Below are 19,627 nucleotides of genomic sequence, written 5' to 3' on the forward strand. Positions count from 1 at the left end.
CTCGTTCCGGCCGCCCGCCTCACCGGCGGCGTGCCGGGCGAAACGGACGCGGCGACCCGGGGCCCGTCCCTGGCCGGCCTGGCTGGCCCACCGCCGTTCGCCCCGCTCCGGGCGGCACCGGGTTGGCCACCGCTGACCCGGCGCCGGGTGCCGGCCGGGGTGGCGGGTACGGCGCGGGTGTGCTCAACCCGTACCGCGCGGTCACCGAGACCGGCGACGCCCAGAGCGCCCGGCGGCCGTCCGTGGCCGCCCTGGCCGACGAGCCCGCCGACCCGACTCGGCTGGCGCGGCAGGCCCGGCGGGCGGCGGCCCAGGACCGGGCCGTGGCGCTGGCGGGTGTCGGCGGCGCCGTGGCCGGGGCCGCCGTGCTGCTCGCCCTCGTGCTGCCCGGCGGAGCCCGACGGCGCTGGCGGCCGGCCGATCCTCACTGACCGCGCCGGCGGCCGGCCGATCCTCGCTGAGCGTTCCGGCGGCGGCGGCCCGGGCAGACAGCAACGGCGGCGCCGACCCTGGTATGCGGCAATGGCGGCCCCGACCCGGGCAGACAGCAACGGTGGCGCCGGCCCAGGGCGGGCCGGCGCCACCGCCGACATCTGCTCACCACGACGGCGGTCGCCCCGCCCGGTGGGCCTGGATCACTGGAACAGGACGGTGTTCTTCTTCTCGGTGTCGAGATAGTCGGCCGCGGAGTCGTCGACCGCGAGCTTGTTGTCGCACAGCATCGCCTGCAGGTCCTGCGAGGCGGCACGCCACCGCGACTGCCGCTGCTCGTACGCCTGCCGGGCCTCACCCGTCCAACTCGCGACCAGCGGCGCGGCATCGCGCTCCAGCTGGCCGAGCTGCGAGTCGCAGTGTGTTCAACGCCTTCTGGATATCCGCGCTGGCCTGTTGCAGCGCGGCGAAGTTGACGACCAGCACACCGTGGTCCACCTGCGGTCTCCCTCCCCCTGGACCCGATCGGTCAGAGCGGCAGCTGGATGCCGCCGCGGTTGGTGCCGGCCACGCGGCCGGCGGCCTCGGTGTCCGAGACGTCGTACTGCTGGCCGCCGGTGCGGATGGCGCCGGCGGTCTCCCGCAGGGCCCGCTGCAACGCCGCCTGATCCTGCGCCCACTGCTGCTTGACCTGCTCGAACGACCGCCCACCGTCACCGCGCCATGCCTGCTGCAACACCTCCAGCTCGGCCATCAGGCTGCTGAGCATCGATTGCAGCGACTGGTCGGTCTGCTCGAACTTCGCGGCGGTCTGCTGCATCACCGCGGCTTCCGCCTGGGTCTGGGACACTCCGGACCTCACCTCGTTTTCTCGGTCGTGGCTGGCCGTCGGCGCGCCCGCCTGGGATGACGCGCCGCTCGCGCCGCGGAGGAGCGCGCACGGCGGGCGCGGGGTCGGCGAAACTCGTGGCTGACGGTAGCCGTCCGGTAGCGGTTCTGCTACCCCGCCCGGCTCCCCTGTGGACAACGCGGAGTCGCCGGTTCCCCTACGATTTGCGGCAGCCAGGTAGCAGGCAGTGATCGGGCGGGAGGTGCGGTGACGGCGACGACCACCCAGCGTCCACCCGCCCGGCGACCCTGCGGGCGACGTCGCCGGCGTTCCGGCCGCAGTCCCGGGCCCCCGTCCACCGCGCCCGCCGGCCGCGTCGGCACCACTGTGGACCGCGGATCGGCGGCGGCCGCAGGGAGTCCGCGCCGGCCAGATCGCCGCGGCGCAGGTGGCGGTGGCGCTGCCCGTCGCCGCGCTCGGCCGGGGCGCCGGCGCGATGGCGGTCGCGGTGCTGGTGGCGGCGCTGCTGCTAGCCCTGGCCTGGGCACACGTGCGCGGGCGCTGGCTCTTCGAGTGGTCCGCCGTCGGGCTCGGCTACCTGGCCCGTCGGCGTGCGCTACCGGCGGCGGCCGGGCCCTCCGCGCTGCTCGACCTCGTCGACCCGGGCGCCGTGCTCCGCCCGGCGGAGCTCGCGGGCCGTTCGTCCGCGGTGGTCGACGACGCCGCCGGCACGACGGCACTGCTGGAGATCGTTGAGCCGGGCGAGCTGCTCGGCGACGGTCCGCACCCGCTGCCCGCCCCGACGGCGCTGCTCCCACCGGCCATGCCGGACGGGCCACCCGTCCAGGTCCAGCTCGTGCTCGCCCGGTCGCCGGCGCCCGGGCCGACGGCGGGCGGCACGGTGGGCAGTCGTACCGGCAGCTGACCGACGGGCGGTTGGCCGGGTGGGAGCGCGCGGTGGTCGCCGTACGGGTGCTCCGGGTCGACGGCTGGTCCGCGGCGGAGGTGCGACGGGCGCTCGCCGGCACGGTGCGCCGGATCGTCCGGCGGCTCGGCCCGCTCACCGCGCGTCCGCTCGGCGAGGCCGCGGCGCTGCGCGTGCTCGCCGAACTGGCCCACCACGACACCGCGCCGCTCCACGAGAGCTGGCCGGCTGTGCGCACCGGTGACCTGCTTCAGACCACGATCCGGGTGACCCGCTGGCCGGGTCTCCGGGCCGACGGCGGGCAGCGACTCGTCCCAAGCCTGCTCGCGCTGCCGGCGACCGCGAGACGGTCGCGCTCTGCGTCGGCCCCCGTTCGGGAGACAGCCCGCCACCTGCCGAGCTGACCGTACGCCTGGTCGCCCGCTCGTCGACGGAGCTGTCCCTGGCGACCCAGGCGCTGCGCCGACTGGTCACCGGCCTGGGCGCGGACGCGCGCCGGCTGGACGGCGGATGGGTGGCGGCGCAGACGGCCCGCCCGCGCGTGTGGGAGCCGTTCGTCCGGGGCGTGGGCGCGCCGGGCGGGAAGATACCGCTGCTACCGCCCGGCCGGCCGGTCCCGGACGGCCCGGGCACCCCACTCTCGCCGCTGTTGATTCTCGTGGACGTCGGGCCGGTGCGGGCCGATCCGGAGCCGGGCCCGCCGTGGCGGTCCACTCTGGTCGTACGCGACGAGCTGACCCCGGCCGACGCGGACGCGCTCAGCCGGGCCGACCTGGCCGTGCTGCAACCGCTCAAGCCGGGCGAGGCCGCGCTGGCGGGCAGTGCGCTCGGTCTGGGTGAGTCCGCCGTGTGGCTGACCCGGATCCGCGACGACATGGTCGCGGTGGTCAACCGGCGCGCGCTGCGCTGGGCGTTGCTCTCCGCCACCCCGATCGAGTCGCAGCTGATCGGCCGGCCGTCCCGCCGCTGAGCGACCGCCCACGTCGCGGGCACCCCGCCGCCCGCCGACGCCGCCGGCCAACCCGCGCCGCTGGCACCCGCCACCGGCCCGGCTCGCCGACCGACACCGCATCGCCCGGCCGGTCAGATTCGTCGATCTCGACCGGTTCCGTCGGTGATCCGTCCGTGGCACGATCCTCGCCATGAATTTCCTGAAAGGCCTGCTGATCCGGCTGGCCATCACAGCGCTCGCCTTCTGGTTGGCCACCCTGCTCATCCCGGGCATCCGGCTGGAGTCGGACTCCGTCACCCAGACGATCATCACGCTGATCCTCGTCGCGGCGATCTTCGGTGTGGTCAACGCCGTGCTCCAGCCGGTCATCAAGACCGTCGGCTGCGGCTTCTACCTGCTCACCCTCGGCCTGATCGCGCTGGTGGTCAACGGCCTGCTCTTCCTGCTCACCAGCTGGATCGCCGAGCAGGCGGGCCTGGCGTTCGAGGTGGACGGTTTCTGGCCGGCGGCCGTGCTGGGCGCGCTCTTCGTCAGCGTCGTCACCTGGATCCTGGGCGCCGTCCTCGACCGCGACTGAGACTCGGCGCGCCGGCCACCCGTCCCCTGGGCGGCCGCCGGCACACCGTCCCGCCAAGGGCCTGATCCCGCTTCGTGATCGTGCTGTTTCCGGGAAGTAGTGGCCTCCGCGGTGCGGTGACACCACTACTTCCCGGAAGCAGGCCCCGCGCGCCCGCAAGACCCCGCGCGGGCGGCGCGCCGGCCCGGGTCCGCGCGGGGACCAGATTGCGGGAATTGGCCAGCGCGTCCGGTGGGTGCCGGGGCTAGCGTCGCAGGCGTGTTCACGCTGACTCGCGCCGACGGCTACCTGATCAGCACCGATCCCGGCCGCCTCGACCTGGACCGGGTGCACCATTGGTTGTGCACGGACGCGTACTGGGCACTCGGGCGGGACCGGGAGACGCTGGACCGGGCGTTCGCCGGCTCGATCTCCTACGGCGTCTACCGGCCGGGCGACAGCCGGCAGGTCGCCGTCGCCCGGGTCGTCAGCGACCTGGCCACCTTCGCCTGGCTCTGCGACGTCTACGTCGACCCGGCCGAGCGGGGGCACGGGCTGGGCACCTGGCTCGCCGGCGCGGTCCGCGACCACCTCGCCGCGCTCGGCGTACGCCGGATCCTGCTGGCCACGCTCGACGCGCACGGGGTGTACACGAAGGTCGGCTTCACGCCGGTGGCCGCGGACCGGTACCTGGAGCTGGACCGGCGCGAGCCGCCGGTGGCACCGGTGACGCCGGTCACCGGAAAGGAATCAACGGGCCAGTCACCCCTTACGGTAGAGGCGTGACTCCGCTCCGCCTGGGATACCTGTACGGCTTCGGCGCGTACCTGCTCTGGGGCTTCTTTCCCCTCTACCTCAAGCTGCTGCGGCCGGCCGGGCCGCTGGAGATCCTGGCCCACCGGATCGTCTGGTCGGTGGTCTTCGTCGCGCTGCTGCTCGCCGCGCTACGCAACATCGGCTTCCTGCGGGCGCTGGCCCGCCGACCCCGGGCGCTGGCGGCGATCGCCGCCGCCGCGGCGCTGATCGCGGTCAACTGGGGCACCTACATCTACGGGGTCAACTCCGACCGCGTGGTGGAGACCGCACTCGGCTACTTCATCAACCCGCTGGTGGTCGTGCTGCTCGGGGTGACCGTGCTGCGTGAGCGGCTGCGCCCCGCGCAGTGGGCGGCGCTGGGCGTCGGCGGCCTGGCCGTGGTGGTGCTCACCGTCGACTACGGCCGACTGCCGTACCTGGCGCTCACCCTCGCCCTCAGCTTCGGCGGGTACGGCCTGGTGAAGAAGCGCCTCGGGCTGCCCGCCGCGGAGGGACTCTTCGTCGAGTCCGCGGTGCTGGCGCTGCCCGCCCTGGGCTACCTCGTCTGGCTCACCGCGACCGGCGGCGCCACCTTCGGGCACACCTCGGCCGGGCACACGGTCCTGATGGTGCTGGCCGGCGCGGCCACCGCGATCCCACTGCTGCTCTTCGCGGGCGCCGCCAACCGACTGCCGCTCACGAACCTCGGCATGATCCAGTACCTCGCACCGATCCTCCAGCTCGGCTGCGGCGTGCTGATCTTCCACGAGCCGATGCCACCGGCCCGCCTCGCCGGCTTCGCGCTGGTCTGGCTCGCGCTGGTCGTCTTCACCGCCGACGCGGTCCGCCACACCCGCCGCACCCGCGCCCAGACCCGCACCGCAACCTCCGACCCAGCCCTAGCCACCCGCTAACCCACCCCCACCCCACCACCCCCGCGATCTTGCAGTTGCGGCCCACGACATGCGGCGTGCGTGCCGATTCGTCGGGGCAGAAAGCGCAAGATCGCGGGGCAGAGGTCGGGAGTGGGTCAGCGGACGTCGTAGCGCAGCACGGCGGTGCCGTCGGCGCGGAGGAGTTCCAGCCGGACCAGCTCCGCGTCGGTGAACCGGGTCGCGCCGGTGAACCGCACGTCGTCGCCGGGCGCGGCCAGCCAGGAGCCGATCTGCTCGGTCGCGCCGTCCGGGCCGTGCGCGACCAGCCGGAAGGTGTACGCCTTGCCGTAGCCGGTGCGCGCCTCGTAGCCGCAGTGCATGGTCACCTCGGTACCCCAGTCGGTGCCGCTCAGGCCGATCTCGGCGTGCACCGGCACCGTCCCGGCCACCGGCTGCATGGCGACCATCCGCACCTGCTCCGGCGGCGGCACGGTCTCCGGAGGTAGCACGGCGGCCACCCCGACGCCGACCACGAGAGCCAGCGCCGCCGCGGCGAGCGTGGTCAGCGCGTACCGGCGGCGGGCGGCCGACCGCTCGCGGCGCCGACGCTGGCGGGCCTCGTCGAGCAGGGTCGGCAGCGAGGGCCCCGACGGGGGCGGGAGGAACTGCTCCAGCCCCGCCGGGTCGAGCCGGCCGAGCAGCCCGGGGAGCACCGCGATCTCGGCCACCGCCTCACGGCACTCCGCGCAGCCCGCCAGGTGCCGCTCGTACGCGGCGCGCTCGGCGGGGGCGAGCGCTCCCAGCACGTACGCGCCGTCGTCGTGCGCGAACTCGCACCGGGTCATCCGGTCACCCCCATCTCGGCCAGGACCAACCGTAGTGAGCGCAGGGCGTAGTGCGTCCGGGACTTGACCGTGCCCGGTGGCACCCCCAGTCGGGAGGCCGCCTCGGCCACCGACCGACCCTGGTAGAAGCACTCGACGAGGACCTCGCGGTGGGTCGGGCTGAGGCGGTTCAGCGCCTCGGCGACGGTCCACGCCTCCACCGCGCGCTCGGCCTCGTCCACCACCTCGGGCGGCTCCGGCATCTCGTCGGTGTAGACCTCGCCGACCCGGGTGGCCCGCCGCCGCCAGGCGTCGATCGCCAGGTTGCGGGCAGTGGTGAAGAGCCAGGCACGGATCGAGCCGCGTCGCGGGTCCAGCGCCTCGGGGTGCCGCCAGGCCCGCAGCAGGGTCTCCTGCACCAGGTCCTCGGCCCGCTGGCGGTCGCCGTTGACCAGTCGCAGGGCGTGCGCGTACAGCGCCTCCGCGTGCTCATCGTGCAGCGCGCGGAGCAGGTGGGCGTCGTGGTCGCTGATAGCGATCTCCTCGCTCTCGGCGCGAGTCCGGCGGTGCGTTCGACCGGGAATACGTATCGTCACCCCGAATGGTTCAGCCCGAGGTCAGTGGGGGTTTGCACGCCGTCGCCCCAGGCAAGGTGTTCACGCCTGGTTCACACTCCGGCCGACGATCGCTCACCGCGTCCTCCTAGCGTCCGGCGGGTATGCACGCCCGACCTGACGGTCAGGCGCGCCACCGACTTCCAACCAGGAGGCTCCCCCACATGAGCGACCGTCCTCGGCTGCTCCCGCTGCTGGGCACCACCCGCCACGGCAGCCGTGACAACATGACCTGTCTCTACCGCTGTGGCAACGCCTGCGACCACCCGGTCCCGAACACTTCGGACAACGCGTACTTCGGTGACGTCGTGAGCGGCGAGGTCACCCGGCGCGGCGTGGTCCGGGCCGGCGCGGTCGGCGCGCTGGTGCTGGGCTTCGGTGGCGCCGCGGCCGGCGCTCTGGCCGGCGCGGCCCCGGCCGCGGCCGCCGCCGAGACGCCGGTGGTGCCGGAGGCTGCCGGCTTCGGCCGCCCGCCGCAGGGCATCGGCAACGGCGCGTTGACGTTCAAGCCGATCCCGCCGAACAAGCTCGACACCCTGGTGGTGCCGAACGGCTACGACCACGCGGTGGTCATCAAGTGGGGCGACGAGGTCGTCCCCGGCGCGCCGGAGTTCAACGTCCACCGGCAGACCGCCGCCGCGCAGGCCAAGCAGTTCGGCTACAACAACGACTTCGTCGGCGTGCTGCCGCTGGACAAGCAGGGCAAGCGCGCGCTGCTCGTGGTCAACCACGAGTACACCAACGAGGACCTGATGTTCCCGGCCTTCCCCGGCCTGGACAACCTCTCCGCCGAGCAGCTGCGGATCGCGATGGCCGCGCACGGCATGTCCGTGGTGGAGCTGGAGCGGGTCGACGGCACCGGTCAGTGGCGGCCGGTCGACAACGGCCGTCGGCCGTACAACCGGCGGGTCACCGCGCTGGCCACCAAGTTCGACCTGACCGGCCCGGCCGCCGGCGCCGCCTGGCTGAAGACCGCCGCCGACCCCAAGGGCCGTACGGTCATCGGCACGCTGAACAACTGCGCCGGTGGCGTGACCCCGTGGGGCACGGTGCTCTCCGGCGAGGAGAACTTCAACCAGTACTTCGTGGGCGGCGACGGCGCGCCGGCCGAGCTGAAGGCGAAGCTGGAGCGCTACGGCATCCCCACCACCACCCGCTACCCGAGCGGCAGCCGGAAGTGGGACCGCGCGGACGAGCGGTTCGACTTGGCCAAGAACCCGAACGAGGCGCACCGGTTCGGGTGGATCGTCGAGATCGACCCGTTCGACCCGGAGGCCCGCCCGCGCAAGCACACCGCGCTGGGCCGGTTCAAGCACGAGGGCGCGAACGTCATCGTCGCCAAGGACGGCCACGTGGTCGCGTACATGGGCGACGACGAGCGGTTCGACTACCTCTACAAGTTCGTCTCGGACAAGAAGTTCATGAAGGGCAATTCCTGGGCTGCCCGCAAGCACAACCTGACCCTGCTGGAGTCCGGCACGCTCTACGTCGCCCAGCTCGACCAGACCAGCGCCGGCGAGATCGACGGCTCGGGCAAGCTCCCCTCGGACGGGGCGTTCAACGGCCGTGGCCGCTGGATCAAGCTGGTCAGCGGCAACCGCTCGTACGTCGGCGGGATGACCGCGGCGGACGTGCTCACCTTCACCCGGCTCGCCGGTGACAAGGTCGGCGCGACCAAGATGGACCGTCCGGAGGACGTCGAGCCGAACCTGCTCACCGGCAAGGTGTACGTGGCGCTGACCAACAACACCAACCGGGGCGTCGGCAGCAACCCGAAGGCGGACGAGGCCAACCCGCGTAACGCCAACAAGCACGGGCAGATCCTGGAGCTGGTGGAGGACCGCGGCGACAACACCGCCGAGACCTTCGCCTGGTCGCTGCCGATCGTGTGCGGCGACCCGGCCGACGCGTCGACCTACTTCGCCGGCTACGACAAGACCCAGGTCTCCCCGATCTCCTGCCCGGACAACGTGGCCTTCGACGCCACCGGCAACCTCTGGATCTCCACCGACGGCAACGCGCTGGGCAGCAACGACGGCCTCTTCGCGACGGCGCTGGAGGGCCCGGAGCGGGGTCACCTCAAGCAGTTCCTGACCGTGCCGCTGGGCGCGGAGACCTGCGGCCCGTTCATCACCGGGGACAACCGCTCGGTCTTCGTGGCCGTGCAGCACCCGGGTGAGATCACCGGCGCCTCGGTCGAGAAGCCGGCCTCGAACTGGCCGGACGGCGACTACGCCAAGCCCGGCGTCGTGGTCACCTGGCGTCTCGACGGCGGCCCGGTGGGCAGCTGACGTTCCTCCGGCGGTCCGGCGCTGGACCGCACCGCGGGGCCCTCTCCCAGCCCGGGAGAGGGCCCCGTGGCATCTGCGACCTGAGCCGCCGGTCAGCGCGCGACGGGGTGCCGTCGGTCAGCGCGCGGCGGGCCGGGCCGCCGGTCAGCACCGCGGCGGCCCGGGCCGTCGGTCAGTGCTCGGCGGCTATGCCGTCGGCGACCGCGCGGGCCACGGTGAGCAGCTTCGCCCGGACCACCCGGGCGGACGTCATCATCTCGCTGGCCGGCAGCGCGCAGGCGAGCACCACCCGGCGTTCCATGTCCTTGTCGGGGCTGACCAGCACCGCCGCACAGGCCACCCCCTGCCGGAACTGCCCCAGCTCCAACTGCATGCCGCGCCGGTCGCCGGCGGCCAGGTCCGCCTCGAACGCCTCCGACGTGGTCAGCGTGGCGGTGGTGAACGGCCGCATGCCGTACTCGCGCAGGTAGCGGAAGCGCTGCTCGGCGGTGAGCGTGGCGAGCAGGCTCTTGCCGAGCGCGGTGGCGTGCGCCCCCTCGTCGAAGCCGGGGACCAGATCCTCCAGGTACGGCGAACGCGGCCCCTCGGCGACCGCAGTCACCGCCACCTGGCCGCCCACGAAGCGGCCCAGGTAGTGGCTGTAGCCGCTGTCCACGGCGGCCCGGCGCAGGGTCTCCCCGACCGCGGGCGGGCCGCGGAACGCGGTCACCAACTCGCGATAGCGGTCGGCGACCTCCAAGCCGACGATGTACGTGCCGTCCTCGCGGCGGATCACGTAGCCCTCGTACGCCAGGGTGCGGACCAGGTGGTAGGTGGTGGCGACGGTCAGCTCGCACCGCCGGGCGATCTGCTTGACGGTCAGCCCCTTGGGGGCACGACCGACCGACTCGAGCACTCGTAGCGCGCGGGAGACGCTGCGGATCAGGTCCGAAGGTTCCGCCAGGGGGTCGCGCACAACCACCTCCGCCGCCGGGGACTTACACCATATGAAATCCAGGCCCGGTGCGAAACGCCTGTTCGGGTCGAGGATGCCAGATCCTCATCAACGGCTCGTGCACCAACGGACACGATCCGTGTTGTCGCGGCAGCTGGCGTAGGTTTGCCAGGCCATGACCGACACCGCCCTCACCCCCGCCCCCGCCGCCGCGTCCACCCGGCCGGTCCGCGCCAGCGCGAGCGCCATCGCCGTCACCATCGCCTGCGTCCTGCCGGTTTTCCTGGTGGGCGGTCTCGCCGTGCAACTCGAGGGCGACCTCGGGTTCTCCCCCGCCGGGCTCGGCCTCGCCGTGTCGATCTACTTCGGGGTGGGCGCGCTGGCCTCGGTGCCCTCCGGCGCCCTCGCCGAGCGCTACGGGCCCGCCGTCGTGGCCCGCGCCGGCATCCTGCTCTCCGCCGGCTGCCTGCTCGCCGTGGCGACGCTCGCCCGGTCGTACCCGGTCCTGCTCGTGCTGTTGGCGGTCGCCGGCACCGCGAACGCCCTCGGTCAGCTGGCCAGCAACGCCGCGCTGGCCCGGCACGTGCCACCGCGACGACAGGGGCTCTCGTTCGGGGTCAAGCAGGCGGCCATCCCCGTCTCCACCCTGCTCGCCGGGGCGGCGGTGCCGACGATCGCGCTCACCGCCGGCTGGCGCTGGGCGTTCGTCGTCGCCGCCGGCGCCGCGCTGGCCGCGCTGCCGGCCGTACCCCGCCGGGAGGGCCGGTCGGGCCGGCGCGCGGGCGTCGCTCGGGCCGGCCGGGGCACGGGCGCCCTCGTGGTCATCGGGGTGGCTGCGACGCTGGCCGCCGGTGCCGCCAACGCGCTGGGCACGTTCCTGGTCGACTCCTCGGTCGGCCGTGGGCTGGGGCCGGGCCTGGCCGGCCTGACCCTGACCCTCGGCAGCGCCGTCTGCGTGGCGGCCCGGGTCGGCGCCGGTTGGCTCGCCGACCGCCGCCCCGGCGGGCACGTGGCGCTCATCGCCGGCATGCTGGTGGTCGGCGCGGCCGGGCTCGGGCTGCTCGCGGTCGCCGGCCCGGTGCCGCTGGTGGCCGGCGTGGTGCTCGGCTTCGGCCTGGGCTGGGCCTGGCCGGGGCTGATGAACTTCGCCGTGGTCCGGCTTCACCCGCAGGCCCCGGCCTCCGCCACCTCGATCACGCAGACCGGGGTGTACGCCGGCGGCTGCCTCGGCCCGCTCGTCCTCGGCGCGGTCGCCGCGCGGGCGGGTTACCCGGCCATGTGGAGCACCGCGGCGGTCTCGATGCTGCTGGCCGCCGCCCTCATGCTCACCGGAAGCCGCCTCCTCAGCCGCCCCTGAGGACCTGCGCACCGCCCGCACTCACGCTGATCATGAGGTTTGCGGCGGGAATGATCTCCGAAACCGCCGTCAACCTCATGATCAACGGCGAGGGACGGCGGTGCGCCGCGGTTTGGGGGCGGGTGAGGCGGGGTCGGTCAGCTGGTGCGGTCGGCGACGAAGTCGCAGAGCGACTCCAGCGCGCGCCGAGCCGGGTTGTGCGGCAGCGGCGCGAGCTTGGCCCGGGCGTCCTCCGCATAGCTGCGCACGGTCTCCCGGGCCCGCTTGAGGGCCGGGCTCTCCCGGAGCAGGCCGAGCGCCTCGGCGTGCAGGACGTCGTCGGTCACCGCACCGGCCGCGAGGATCTCGCGGAGCCGGACCGACGCGGCGTCGGAGTCGTCGCCGCCCCGGGCGTAGAGGACCGGCAGCGTCGGCACGCCCTCGCGCAGGTCGGTGCCCGGGGTCTTGCCCGACTGGACGGACTCCGAGGCGATGTCGAGCAGATCGTCGGAGAGCTGGAAGGCGACGCCGATGGTCTCGCCGTAGCCGGCGAGCGCCTCGACGTGCTCCGGCGACGCGCCGCCGAACATCCCGCCGAAGCGCGCCGAGGTGGCGATCAGCGAACCGGTCTTCCCCGCGATCACGTGGAGGTAGTGCGCCACCGGGTCGTCGCCGGGGCGGGGGCCGACGGTCTCGGCGATCTGGCCGTGCACCAGCCGGGCGAACGTGCGCGCCTGGAGGCGTACCGCCTCGGTGCCGAGGTCGGCCGCGAGGTCCGCGGCACGGGCGAAGAGGTAGTCACCGACCAGGATGGCCACCGAGTTCGTCCACCGCGAGTTGGCGCTCGGCGCGCCCCGACGCACGGCCGCCTCGTCCATCACGTCGTCGTGGTAGAGCGTCGCCAGGTGGGTGAGCTCCATCACCACCGCAGCCGGCACGACCTGCGCGATGGTCGGGTCGCCGAACTGGGCACACAGCGCCACCAGCAGCGGCCGGAACCGCTTGCCACCGGCCTCGACCAGGTGCCGGGCGGCCTCCGTGACGAACGGGTCCGCGCTGGACACGCTAGCCCGCAGCTCGACCTCCACGTCGTCGAGCAGAGCCAGCACGGACGCCTCGAGCTGGGGATCGGCGAGATAGAGGCCGAGCGCCCCGAACTGACCCGTGTTCTGCCGGCTCCGACGGCCGCCGGAGCCGGTGGCACCTGTTCGCTCGCCAGCCGGATTCACCACGTCTCAACCATGCCACACGCGTTCGACCTGCCCCGGGCGGGGGCGACGTGCCGACGCCGGGCCGGGTGTGCAGGCCAGCCAGCGAATACGGCGGAGGGCCGGCACGCCACGGCGTACCGGCCCTCGTCGGCCCGAAAGTCGGTCATCTGACGAATTCGGCGGCCCCGGTGGCCAGGTCCAGCAGCGGTGCCGGGGCGATGCCGAGGACCAGCGTGGCCACCACGCCGATCATCAGCGCGGCCGAGGTGAGCGCGCCCGGGACCGCGACGGTCGGAGTGGACTCGCCCGGCTCGGACAGCCACATCATGACCACGACCCGCAGGTACGGGAAGGCCAGCACCATGCTGGTCAGCACGCCGGCGATCACCAGCCACGCGCGTCCCTCGGCGAGCGCCGGACCGAAGACCGCGAACTTGCTGGTGAAGCCGCTGGTCAGCGGGATGCCGGCGAACGCGAGCAGGATGAACGTGAACAGTCCCGCGTAGAACGGCGAGCGACGCCCCAGCCCGGCCCACCGGGAGAGGTGGGTCGCCTCCCCGTCGGCGTCCCGGACCAGGGTCACCACGGCGAACGCGGCGAGCACCGAGAAGCCGTACGCGACCAGGTAGAACATCGTGCCGGAGAGCCCGTCCTTCGACGGCGCCAGCACCCCGACCAGCAGGTAGCCGGCGTTGGCGATCGAGGAGTACGCCAGCAGTCGCTTGATGTCGGTCTGGGTCACCGCGAGCACCGCGCCGACCAGCATGGTCAGCACCGCCACCGCGCCGAGCACCGGGGTGAAGTCCCAGGCGGCACCGGCGAAGGCGACGTGGAAGACCCGGAGCAGGGCGCCGAACGCGGCGACCTTGGTACAGGCGGCCATGAAGCTGGTGACCGGGGTCGGCGCGCCCTGGTAGACGTCCGGCGTCCAGACGTGGAACGGCGCGGCGGCCGCCTTGAACAGCAGGCCGATCGCGAGCAGGGCCATGCCGGCGAAAAGCAGCACCGGGCTGGCCGGCGACTCGCCCACCGCCGCGTTGATGGTGGCGAAGTCCACGCCGGCGGAGCGACCCGGGATCCCGGCCGTGAAGCCGTAGATCAGGGCCACGCCGAACAGGAAGAACGCCGAGGCGTACGCGCCGAGCAGGAAGTACTTCATCGCCGCCTCCTGGCTCAGCAGGCGCCGGCGGCGAGCCAGCGCGCAGAGCAGGTAGAGCGGCAGCGAGAAGACCTCGAGGGCGATGAACATGGTCAGCAGGTCGTTCGCCGCCACGAAGATCAGCATGCCGCCGATGGCGAACGAGGTCAGCGGGTAGACCTCGGTCGCGCCGCCAGCGCCCTCGGCCTGCCGCCGGTCGTCGACGGACTCGGCGGTCACCGCGGCCTGGGCGACGAACGCGCCGCCCCGCTCCACCGCGCGCTCGCCGATCAGCAGCAGCGCCATCGCGGAGAGCACCAGGATCGCGCCCTGGAGGAAGAGCGTCGGGCCGTCGACGGCGATCGCCGAACCGGCGGTGATCAGCCGGTCGTCGGCGTTCAGCACCACCATGGTCAGTGCGGCGAGCACCGCGAGCAGCGCCACCGACAGCTGCAACACGTGCCGCAGGCGCCGCGGCACGAACGCCTCGACCAGGACCCCGACCAGCGCGGCGCCCAACATGATCAGGATCGGGGCGAGCGCCGCGTAGTCGATCGACGGCAGCTTGAGTTCGGTCACCGGGCCAACCTTCCGTTCGCGACTGCGGGGCTCACTCGCTCCGCTCGTTCACTCCTCGCGCTCACCGGCTGGCCTCCTGGACACCGATGTCCACCGACGGGGCGGGGTCCGTCCGGCCGATGTCGTCCATGGTCGCCTGGACGGCGGGGTTGATCACATCGGTGACCGGCTTCGGGTAGAAGCCGAGCAGCACGATGAGGGCGATCAGGGGTGCGACCACGACCTTCTCGCGCAGGTTGAGGTCACGGCGCATCCCGTCGACCTCGGTCAGGGCCGGGTTGAGCGTGCCCTGGGTGGTGCGCTGCACCATCCACAGCACGTACGCCGCGGCGAGGATGATGCCGACCGTGGCGATGACCGCGACCGGCTTGTTTACCGTGAAGGTGCCGATCAGCACCAGGAACTCGGAGATGAAGGGCGCGGTGCCGGGCAGCGCGAGCGAGGCGAGGCCGGCGAAGAAGAGCACCCCGGCCAGCACCGGGACCAGCTTGCCGGCACCGCCGAAGTCACTGATCAGGGCCGATCCGCGGCGCGCGATCAGCATGCCCACCACGAGGAAGAGCAGGCCGGTGGCGAGGCCGTGGTTGACCATGTAGAGCACCGCACCCGTGCCGGCCTGGGTGGTGAAGGCGAAGATGCCCACCCCGATGAAGCCGAAGTGCGCGATCGAGGTGTAGGACACCAGCCGCTTCAGGTCGTTCTGGCCGACCGCCAGCAGCGCGGCGTAGATGATGCCGATCAGGCCGAGCGCCAGCGCCCAGGGGGCGAACCACTTGGCCGCGTCCGGGAAGAGCGGCAGGCAGTACCGCAGGATGCCGAAGGTGCCGACCTTGTCGAGGACGCCGACCAGCAGGGCCGCCGCGCCGGCCGGAGCCGCGCCACCGGCGTCCGGCAGCCAGGTGTGGAACGGGAAGAACGGCGCCTTGATGGCGAACGCGACGAAGAAGCCGAGGAACAGCCAGCGCTCGGTGCCGGTGGAGATGTCCACCTGGGAGAGCGCCTGCCAGTCGAAGGTCTTCCCGCCGACCACCCAGAGGCCGATCACCGCGGCGAGCATGAACAGGCCGCCGACCAGCGAGTAGAGGAAGAACTTGACCGCCGCGTACTGCCGCTGGTGGCCGCCGTAGCTGCCGATCAGGAAGTACATCGGCACCAGCATGACCTCGAAGAACACGTAGAACAGGAAGACGTCGGCGGCCGCGAAGACGCCGATCATCGTGCACTCGAGGATGAGCAGCAGGGCGAAGTAGACCGGCACCGAGCGCTTCGACGACTCGGCGTCGTGCCAGGACGCCAGGATCACCAGCGGCACCAGCACCGCGATCAGCATCAGCATGACGAGCGCGATGCCGTCCGCGGCGAAGGTGAAGTTGACGCCCCAGTTCGGGATCCAGGCGTACGACTCGCGGAACTGGAACCGGTCACCGCCGGCCTTGAAGGCGATCCACATGACCACCGCGAGCACCAGCACCAGCAGCGACCAGACGAACGCCACCTGCTTGGCCAGCTCCGGCCGGCGGCGCGGCAGGAGCGCCACCACCAGGGCGCCCACCAGCGGCGCCACGGTGAGCACCGAGAGGAACGGGAAGTTGGACATTATGCGGCCTTACCTCCGTCGTCACTGCGTGGTCCGCCGGCGGGGGCGGCCGGGAAGAGGTCGATCACGCCAGCCACCCCGCCTGCACGGCCAGGAACGCCGCCACCACCAGCAGCGCGCCGGTCAGGATCGAGGTCGCGTACGACCGGACGAAGCCGGTCTGCAGCCGCCGGAGCCGGCCCGAGCCGCCACCGACGGCGGCGGCGAGACCGTTGACCAGACCGTCCACACCCCGGTTGTCGAGGAAGACGAGCGCCCGGGTGAGGAAGATGCCCGGCTTCTCGAAGATCGCCTCGTTGAAGGCGTCGGTGTAGAGGTTGCGGCGGGCGGCGGTGACCAGCACCCCGGCCGGCTGCGGCGCGGTGGCCGTCCCGTTGCGGAACAGGAACCACGCCAGCCCGGCGCCGAGCACGGTGACCAGGATCGACAGGACCGTGATCACGGCGTGGGAGAGGACCGGGTGGTGCTCCGCGTGCTCGCCGCCGAGGCCCGCGGTGGCGGTGAGCCAGTCCGGCACCGAGGTGGAGAGCAGGTAGCCCGCCCCGATCGAGCCGATCGCCAGCAGGACCAGCGGGACGGTCATCAGCTTCGGCGACTCGTGCGGGTGCTCGATGTCCTCGGTCCAGCGAGCCGGGCCGTGGAAGGTGAGCACGAAGAGCCGGGTCATGTAGAACGCGGTCAGCCCGGCGCCGAGCAGGGCCGCGCCGCCGAAGAGCCAGGCGGTCCAGTCCTCCCGCTCGAACGCCGCCACGATGATCGGCTCCTTGGAGAAGAAGCCGGACAGCGGCGGGATGCCGATGATCGCGAGCCAGCCCATCATGAACGTCAGCCAGGTGACCTTCATGTGCTTCGCCAGCGCCCCGAACCGGCGGATGTCCACCTGGTCCTTCATGCCGTGCATGACCGAGCCGGCCCCGAGGAACATGTTGGCCTTGAAGAAGCCGTGCGCCAGCAGGTGAATGATGGCCAGCGCGTACGCGCCCCCACCGAGCCCGACGCCGAGGAACATGTAGCCGATCTGGCTCACCGTCGACCAGGCCAGCACCCGCTTGATGTCGTCCTTGGCCGCGCCGATGACGCAGCCGATAAGCAGGGTGAGCGCGCCGACGCTGACCACCACGAGCTGGAGCGTCGAGTTCGCCGAGAAGATCGGGTTCGACCGGGCGATCAGGTAGACACCGGCGGTGACCATGGTGGCCGCGTGGATGAGCGCCGACACCGGGGTCGGGCCCTCCATTGCGTCCGGCAGCCACGCCTGGAGCGGGAACTGGCCGGACTTGCCGGTCGCGCCGAGCAGCAGCAGCAGGCCGAGCACGAGCACCGTGGTCGCGCCGATCGCGCCGACCCCGTTGAACACCTCGTCGTACTGCGTGGTGCCGAGGGTGGCGAACATGATGAAGATGCCGATGGCCAGGCCCGCGTCGCCGACCCGGTTCATCAGGAACGCCTTCTTGCCGGCGGTGGCGGCGCTGGGCCGGCCGTACCAGAAGGAGATCAGCAGGTACGACGCCAGACCGACGCCCTCCCAGCCGAAGTAGAGCATCACGTAGTTGTTGCCGAGCACCAGCAGCAGCATGGCGGCGACGAACAGGTTGAAGTACCCGAAGAACCGTCGCCGGCCCTCGTCGTGCGCCATGTACTCGACCGCGTAGAGGTGGATGAGGAAACCCACCCCGGTGATCAGCAGGACGAAGACCGCGGCCAGCGGGTCGAAGAGCAGGCCGAAGTCCACGTGCAGGCCGCCGACCGAGATGAAGTCCCAGAGGCTCAGCTCGACCGACCTGTTCTCCAGGCCGCGCAGCTGGAAGAACGAGGCGAGGCCGAGCACGAACGACACGCCGATCGCGGAAACTCCGAGCCAGTGCCCCCACCGGTCGGCGCGCCGGCCGAGCAGCAGCAGGATCGCCGCGCTGACCAGCGGGATCGCCACCAGCAGCCAGACGCTGCCGAGCAGGCCGTCCGCCGTCGCATAGGTGACGGCCCCCGCCGGCTCGGCCGGGGCGTTCGTCAGAATCTCTCCCACCGCAGGCCCCTTTAGTACTTGAGCAGGTTGGCGTCGTCGACGCTCGCCGAGCGCCGGGTCCGGAAGATCGCCATGATGATCGCGAGCCCGACCACGACCTCGGCCGCCGCCACCACCATCACGAAGAACGCCATGATCTGACCGTTGAGGTCACCGTTGATCCGGCTGAAGGTGACCAGCGTCAGGTTGGCCGCGTTGAGCATCAGCTCGACGCACATGAACAGCACGATCGCGTTCCGGCGGATGAGCACCCCGGCGGCGCCGATGGTGAAGAGCACCGCCGCGAGCACCAGGTAGTAGTCAGGAGTCACTTTTCTGTGCCCTTCAGCGAGGTCTCCTGCGCGGTCAGCTCGCGGACCGGCAGGATGTCCGGCGTGCTCCGCTCGGTGAGCCGCCCGTCCGGCAGCCGGGCCGGGGTGGCCACCGAGGAGGAGGTGGCGAAGACACCCGGGCCGGGCTTCGGGCCGGGGTAGTTGCCCGGGCGGAAGCGGGCCCGCATGGTCGACGGCTGGTCGACCTTGTCCTGCTTGCGCCGCTCGATGTGCGCCAGCACCATCGCGCCGACCGCCGCCGTGATCAGCAGCGCCGAGGTGAGTTCGAAGGCGAAGACGTACTTGGTGAAGAGCAGCCGGGCGATGCCCTGCACGTTCCCCTCGGCGTTGGCCTGGTCCAGGCCGACCGCCGTGGTGCCCTCCAGCGCCCGGTAGATGCCGCCGCCGACCAGGCCGGCGAAGCCGAGGCCGAGCAGCACCGCCGCGGCCCGCTGGCCGCGCAGCGTCTCGATCAGCGAGTCGGACGCGTCCCGCCCGACCAGCATCAGCACGAACAGGAAGAGCATCATGATCGCGCCGGTGTAGACGATGATCTGCACCATGCCGATGAACGGCCCGGCCTGGAGCACGTAGAACACGCCCAGGCAGAGCATCGTCAGCACCAGGAACAGCGCCGAGTGCACGGCGTTGCGGGCGGCCACCATCCCGATCGCCCCGATCAGCGCGAGCGGGGCGAGGATCCAGAAGGTGACCTCCTCGCCGCCGGACACCGCACCCGCCGCGGCCAGCACGGTCTGCGTGGTCATGCCCCATCCCCCTTGCCGGCCCCGGCGCGCTGGGCGGCCTGCTCGGCGCCCGGGAACGTCACGCCGGGGTGCTCCTCGACCGCGTACCGGCCGGGGCCCATCGGGGAGCGTTCCGCGCCCGCCGAGGTGCCCGGGTTGGTCAGCGAGCCGACGTAGTAGTCCTTCTCGCTCTCGCCCAGCCGCATCGGGTGCGGTGGCTGCTCCATGCCGGGCAGCAGCGGCGCGAGCAGCTGCTCCTTCGTGAAGATCAGGTCCTGCCGGTTGTCCCGGGCCAGCTCGTACTCGTTGCTCATGGTGAGCGAACGGGTCGGGCAGGCCTCGATGCAGAGCCCGCAGAAGATGCACCGGGCGTAGTTGATCTGGTAGACGCTGGCGTACCGCTCACCCGGCGAGAAGCGCTGCTCGTCGGTGTTGTCGCCACCCTCCACGTAGATCGCGTCGGCCGGGCAGGCCCAGGCGCACAGCTCGCACCCGATGCACTTCTCCAGGCCGTCCGGGTGCCGGTTGAGGATGTGCCGCCCGTGGTAGCGCGGCGCCGACACCGGCGGCTTGAACGGGTAGTCGGTCGTGACGACCTTCCTGAACATGTGCGAGAAGGTGACACCGAAGCCCTTGAACGTTCCGGTGATCGCGCCCAC

At 72.5% G+C, this 19,627-nt stretch carries 19 protein-coding genes and 2 pseudogenes; 9 read left to right on the top strand and 12 right to left on the bottom strand.

Features of this window, described 5'->3' with window-relative positions; all coding sequences use genetic code 11:
- Positions 1-122: 122 nt before the first annotated feature.
- A pseudogene (locus tag O7603_RS19625) lies at positions 123-431 on the top strand (type VII secretion-associated serine protease mycosin); the annotation flags it as partial.
- A gap of 204 nt (positions 432-635) precedes the next feature.
- Here O7603_RS19625 and O7603_RS19630 read toward each other — a convergent pair.
- Positions 636-930: pseudogene (locus O7603_RS19630) on the bottom strand (WXG100 family type VII secretion target).
- A gap of 31 nt (positions 931-961) precedes the next feature.
- Positions 962-1,282 carry a WXG100 family type VII secretion target gene (locus O7603_RS19635; protein ID WP_281571261.1) on the bottom strand — a complete coding sequence of 107 codons (321 nt, stop codon included), beginning with the start codon at positions 1,280-1,282 and terminating at the stop codon, positions 962-964.
- A gap of 433 nt (positions 1,283-1,715) precedes the next feature.
- On the opposite strand from O7603_RS19635, the gene O7603_RS19640 reads away from it, so the two are divergent.
- The 6 genes from O7603_RS19640 (at position 1,716) to rarD (ending at position 5,403) form a co-directional block, all read left to right on the top strand.
- Positions 1,716-2,186, top strand: coding sequence for a hypothetical protein (locus O7603_RS19640; protein WP_281571262.1), 471 nt, complete (start codon positions 1,716-1,718; stop codon positions 2,184-2,186).
- A 32-nt stretch (positions 2,187-2,218) separates the two neighbouring features.
- On the top strand, positions 2,219-2,590 hold the full coding sequence (locus O7603_RS19645; protein WP_281571263.1) for a hypothetical protein: 372 nt from the start codon (positions 2,219-2,221) through the stop codon (positions 2,588-2,590).
- Between the two features lie 110 nt (positions 2,591-2,700).
- Positions 2,701-3,156 carry a hypothetical protein gene (locus O7603_RS19650; protein WP_281571264.1) on the top strand — a complete coding sequence of 152 codons (456 nt, stop codon included), beginning with the start codon at positions 2,701-2,703 and terminating at the stop codon, positions 3,154-3,156.
- Between the two features lie 172 nt (positions 3,157-3,328).
- Positions 3,329-3,715 (top strand): phage holin family protein, encoded by a 387-nt coding sequence (locus O7603_RS19655; RefSeq protein WP_281571265.1) that lies wholly within the window; start codon positions 3,329-3,331, stop codon positions 3,713-3,715.
- Between the two features lie 258 nt (positions 3,716-3,973).
- Positions 3,974-4,480: a GNAT family N-acetyltransferase gene (locus tag O7603_RS19660; RefSeq protein ID WP_281571266.1), complete on the top strand. Its 507-nt coding sequence runs from the start codon at positions 3,974-3,976 to the stop codon at positions 4,478-4,480.
- Complete coding sequence (gene rarD / locus O7603_RS19665) at positions 4,477-5,403, top strand: EamA family transporter RarD (RefSeq protein ID WP_281571267.1); 927 nt, start codon at positions 4,477-4,479, stop codon at positions 5,401-5,403. The genes O7603_RS19660 and rarD overlap by 4 nt, the downstream gene beginning before the upstream one ends.
- 116 nt (positions 5,404-5,519) lie before the next feature.
- Here rarD and O7603_RS19670 read toward each other — a convergent pair whose 3' ends face one another.
- Both O7603_RS19670 and O7603_RS19675 read right to left on the bottom strand, forming a co-directional pair.
- Positions 5,520-6,209, bottom strand: coding sequence for a zf-HC2 domain-containing protein (locus O7603_RS19670; protein WP_281571268.1), 690 nt, complete (start codon positions 6,207-6,209; stop codon positions 5,520-5,522).
- Positions 6,206-6,727, bottom strand: coding sequence for a sigma-70 family RNA polymerase sigma factor (locus O7603_RS19675; protein WP_281576740.1), 522 nt, complete (start codon positions 6,725-6,727; stop codon positions 6,206-6,208). Before O7603_RS19675 ends, O7603_RS19670 begins: the two co-directional genes overlap by 4 nt.
- Positions 6,728-6,966: 239 nt before the next feature.
- On the opposite strand from O7603_RS19675, the gene O7603_RS19680 reads away from it, so the two are divergent.
- Positions 6,967-9,093 carry a PhoX family phosphatase gene (locus O7603_RS19680; RefSeq protein ID WP_281571269.1) on the top strand — a complete coding sequence of 709 codons (2,127 nt, stop codon included), beginning with the start codon at positions 6,967-6,969 and terminating at the stop codon, positions 9,091-9,093.
- Between the two features lie 172 nt (positions 9,094-9,265).
- Here the strand turns inward: O7603_RS19680 and O7603_RS19685 are convergent, their stop codons facing one another.
- A complete protein-coding gene (locus tag O7603_RS19685; protein ID WP_281571270.1) occupies positions 9,266-10,048 on the bottom strand; it encodes an IclR family transcriptional regulator C-terminal domain-containing protein in 783 nt (260 codons plus the stop codon).
- Between the two features lie 154 nt (positions 10,049-10,202).
- Between O7603_RS19685 and O7603_RS19690 the strand changes: the two genes are divergently transcribed.
- Positions 10,203-11,384, top strand: coding sequence for an MFS transporter (locus tag O7603_RS19690; RefSeq protein WP_281571271.1), 1,182 nt, complete (start codon positions 10,203-10,205; stop codon positions 11,382-11,384).
- Positions 11,385-11,521: 137 nt separating this feature from the next.
- On the opposite strand, the gene O7603_RS19695 is transcribed toward O7603_RS19690, so the two are convergent.
- The 7 genes from O7603_RS19695 to nuoI all read right to left on the bottom strand — a co-directional run bounded on the left by O7603_RS19695 (position 11,522) and on the right by nuoI (position 19,627).
- Complete coding sequence (locus O7603_RS19695) at positions 11,522-12,595, bottom strand: polyprenyl synthetase family protein (protein ID WP_281571272.1); 1,074 nt, start codon at positions 12,593-12,595, stop codon at positions 11,522-11,524.
- A gap of 142 nt (positions 12,596-12,737) precedes the next feature.
- Positions 12,738-14,291, bottom strand: a complete 1,554-nt coding sequence (nuoN, locus tag O7603_RS19700; protein WP_281571273.1) for an NADH-quinone oxidoreductase subunit NuoN — start codon at positions 14,289-14,291, stop codon at positions 12,738-12,740.
- A 61-nt stretch (positions 14,292-14,352) separates the two neighbouring features.
- Positions 14,353-15,888 (bottom strand): NADH-quinone oxidoreductase subunit M, encoded by a 1,536-nt coding sequence (locus tag O7603_RS19705; RefSeq protein ID WP_281571274.1) that lies wholly within the window; start codon positions 15,886-15,888, stop codon positions 14,353-14,355.
- A 64-nt stretch (positions 15,889-15,952) separates the two neighbouring features.
- Positions 15,953-17,911, bottom strand: coding sequence for an NADH-quinone oxidoreductase subunit L (nuoL, locus tag O7603_RS19710; protein ID WP_281571275.1), 1,959 nt, complete (start codon positions 17,909-17,911; stop codon positions 15,953-15,955).
- Between the two features lie 11 nt (positions 17,912-17,922).
- Positions 17,923-18,222, bottom strand: a complete 300-nt coding sequence (gene nuoK / locus O7603_RS19715; RefSeq protein ID WP_091593220.1) for an NADH-quinone oxidoreductase subunit NuoK — start codon at positions 18,220-18,222, stop codon at positions 17,923-17,925.
- The gene (locus tag O7603_RS19720; protein ID WP_281571276.1) at positions 18,219-18,989 is read right to left on the bottom strand and encodes an NADH-quinone oxidoreductase subunit J; all 771 of its coding nucleotides are present in this window, start codon (positions 18,987-18,989) and stop codon (positions 18,219-18,221) included. The genes nuoK and O7603_RS19720 overlap by 4 nt, the downstream gene beginning before the upstream one ends.
- Complete coding sequence (gene nuoI / locus O7603_RS19725) at positions 18,986-19,627, bottom strand: NADH-quinone oxidoreductase subunit NuoI (RefSeq protein WP_281571277.1); 642 nt, start codon at positions 19,625-19,627, stop codon at positions 18,986-18,988. Before nuoI ends, O7603_RS19720 begins: the two co-directional genes overlap by 4 nt.

Source organism: Micromonospora sp. WMMD812, from assembly GCF_027497215.1.
Lineage (GTDB): Bacteria > Actinomycetota > Actinomycetes > Mycobacteriales > Micromonosporaceae > Micromonospora.